This window comes from Mesorhizobium sp. M4A.F.Ca.ET.020.02.1.1, from assembly GCF_004022645.1.
In the GTDB taxonomy this organism is placed as follows: domain Bacteria; phylum Pseudomonadota; class Alphaproteobacteria; order Rhizobiales; family Rhizobiaceae; genus Mesorhizobium.
Map to the genome: position 1 here is coordinate 1 of NZ_RZOI01000973.1, position 1,814 is coordinate 1,814.

Annotated in this window: 3 protein-coding genes; 1 reads left to right on the top strand and 2 read right to left on the bottom strand. The window is 66.9% G+C overall.

The genetic code is table 11. The features are described from left to right. Positions 1 to 344: aldehyde dehydrogenase family protein (locus EN742_RS33790; protein WP_128333814.1), on the top strand; the 344-nt coding region annotated here is incomplete at its 5' end. A gap of 23 nt (positions 345 to 367) precedes the next feature. On the opposite strand, the gene EN742_RS33795 is transcribed toward EN742_RS33790, so the two are convergent. Beyond that, the gene (locus tag EN742_RS33795) at positions 368 to 1,129 is read right to left on the bottom strand and encodes a glucose 1-dehydrogenase (protein WP_127400141.1); all 762 of its coding nucleotides are present in this window, start codon (positions 1,127 to 1,129) and stop codon (positions 368 to 370) included. Positions 1,130 to 1,139: 10 nt separating this feature from the next. Further along, the coding region (locus EN742_RS33800) for an ABC transporter permease (RefSeq protein WP_148670474.1) at positions 1,140 to 1,814 on the bottom strand (675 nt) is incomplete at its 5' end.

Below are 1,814 nucleotides of genomic sequence, written 5' to 3' on the forward strand. Positions count from 1 at the left end.
TCTGTCGCGTGAAGGATTTCGACGAGGCGATCAGGCTCGCCAACGATAGTCCCTTCGGCCTCGGCGCCTCGGTGTTCACCACCGACCTCGCCGAAGCGCACGAGGCGGCCGAGCGGCTCGAGGCCGGCATGGTCTGGGTCAACAATCCGCTGATCGACAACGACGCGCTGCCTTTCGGCGGCTGGAAGGCTTCCGGCCTCGGCCGCGAGCTCGGCCGCCAGGGGCTCGACGCCTTCCGCCGCTCGAAGATGGTGATCATCGACCACAAGCCCGAGATCCAGGGCTGGTGGTACCCTTACCCGGACAGCTGGTTTCGCGACACCGGTGGCCGCAAGCACGTGTAAGGCGAGCCGGGGGACGCCCTGGCTCAGCCGATGCTTTCGCCACCGTCGACCACCAGCGCCTGTCCGGTCATGAAGGAGGAGCGGTCGGAGACGAGGAACAGGATCGCTTCGGCGATCTCGTCGGCGCTTGCCCAGCGCCCCATCGGGATCTTGGTCCGGACATAGTTTTCGATCGCGTCGCGCCCGCCCATCTGGGCGATGAACGGCTCGTTGAACGGCGTGTCGACCCAGCCCGGGCAAAGCGCGTTGATGCGGACATTGTAGCGGGCGTAGTCGAGCGACATCTGCCTGGTCATCGCCACCACGGCATGTTTCGACGTCGCATAGGCGATCATCTCGCGGTCGTAGAAGACCCCCGAATTCGAGGCGGTGTTGAGGATGACGCCGCCGCCCTGCGCGATCATCGCCGGCATCACGATCTTGGCGCCAACGAACTGCGCCCGCACATTGATCCGCCACGACGCATCCATGCCGTCGACGCCAACTTCGGTGAGCGTGCCGCCGACCTGGATGCCGGCATGGTTGTGCAATATGTCGATCCGCCCATGCCTGCCGAGCGTGCCGACGATGAGCGCCTCGACCGCGGTGTCGTTGCCGACGTCGGTCGTGACCGCTTCGGCGCGGCCGCCGGCTTCGCGGATGTCGGAGGCAACGGCCTCGCCGGCGGCCCGATCGCGGTCGGCGATCACCACTGTCGCCCCTTCCCTGCCCATGATCATGGCGCCGGCGCGCCCGATGCCGGACCCGGCTCCGGTCACCACGGCGATGCGGTCTTTCAGGATCATGATCGGTCTTTCACTGTTTTCTTCGGCGCAGCTGCCACTGGGCAAGCACCACGAGCAGCACCGAGGCGACGAGCACGATGGTCGCGACGGCGTTGATTTCCGGCGTCACGCCGCGGCGGATCGAGGCGAAGACATAGATCGGCAGCGTCGTCTGCGCGCCGGCGACGAAGAAGGCGATGATGAAGTCGTCGAACGAAAAGGTGAATGCGAGCAGGAAGCCGGCGATCACCGCCGGCATGATCTGCGGCAGCACAATCGAGCGGAACGTCGTCAGCGGCGTGGCGTAGAGATCGCTCGACGCCTCGACCAGGTTGCGGTCGAGACTGCCAAGGCGCGTGCCGACGATCATCGCCACCAGCGCCATCGAGAACAGGCCATGCGCGGCGATGATCGAGCCGTAGCCGAGTGCCAGGCGCGGCGGCTGGTCGCCCGGCCACAATTCGGCGACGAACGGATTGACGACGCCGAACAGCTGCACGAGCGCGACCAGCGTCGAGATGCCGATGACGACGCCCGGAACGACGATTGCCGCGCCCAGCAGCCCATCGAAGACCGCTCGTGTCCGCGCCCCGACGCGCTGCAGGCCGAGCGCGGCGGCGGTGCCGGCGACCGCCGCCAAAAGCGCGCTGGTGGTGGCGATGAACAAGCTGTTCTTCAGCGCCTCGACCAGGAACGGGTTGGACAG

What these genes read in the sequence shown, in the direction of transcription:
- EN742_RS33795 (WP_127400141.1), bottom strand. Translation starts at nt 1,129, where the DNA reads ATGATCCTGAAAGACCGCATCGCCGTGGTGACCGGAGCCGGGTCCGGC.